This window comes from Mycobacterium mantenii (assembly GCF_001667865.1).
Taxonomy (GTDB): Bacteria; Actinomycetota; Actinomycetes; order Mycobacteriales; family Mycobacteriaceae; genus Mycobacterium; species Mycobacterium mantenii_A.
In genome coordinates, this window is record NZ_LZJP01000061.1 from 1 (window position 1) to 771 (window position 771).

The following is a 771-nucleotide window of genomic DNA, read 5'->3' on the forward strand; positions in this document are numbered from 1 at the left end:
CCGGGCGCGGGTGCGCGGGCTGGTGCTGGGCAACCAGCAGGCCGACGGCATGTCACGTGTGCGTGGATGGCTGACACCAGAAGCCAGGGCCAGCTGGGAGGCGGTGCTGGCCAAGCTGGCCGCCCCGGGCATGCCAACCCCGACGAGGACACCCCGGTCGTGGACGGCGCCCCCTCTGAGCAGGCGGTGCAGCGCGACACCCGCAGTGCCGCCCAACGCAACCATGACGGGCTCAACGCCGCGCTGCGCGCCATCCTGGCCAGCGGACAGTTGGGCCAGCACAACGGGCTACCGGCCTCGATCGTGGTGACCACCACGCTCGCCGAACTCGAACGCACCACCGGCACCGGGTTGACCGGCGGGGGCACCCTGCTGCCGATGTCGGACGTGATCCGGCTGGCCCGCCACGCCCATCACTATCTGGCGATCTTCGACAAGGGCAAACCGCTGGCGCTGTATCACGCCAAACGCCTGGCCTCACCCGGGCAACGAATCGTCCTGTACGCCAAGGACCGCGGCTGCACCGCACCGGGCTGCGATGTGGCGGGCTACTACTGCGAGGTCCACCACGTCGAAGACTGGGCCAACACCTACCGCACCGACATCGACCAACTCACCCTGGCCTGCCGACCCCACCACCGACTCCTCGACAACGGCTGGACCACCCGAAAACGCGCCAACGGCGACACCGAATGGATCCCACCACCACACCTCGACCGCGGCCAACCCCGCACCAACACCTTCCACCACCCCGAGAAACTCCTCGCGGAA

At 69.1% G+C, this 771-nt stretch carries 1 pseudogene; it reads left to right on the forward strand.

Annotated elements, in window-relative coordinates:
- Window positions 1-771 (forward strand): annotated as a pseudogene (locus tag A5688_RS09860) (DUF222 domain-containing protein); the annotation flags it as partial.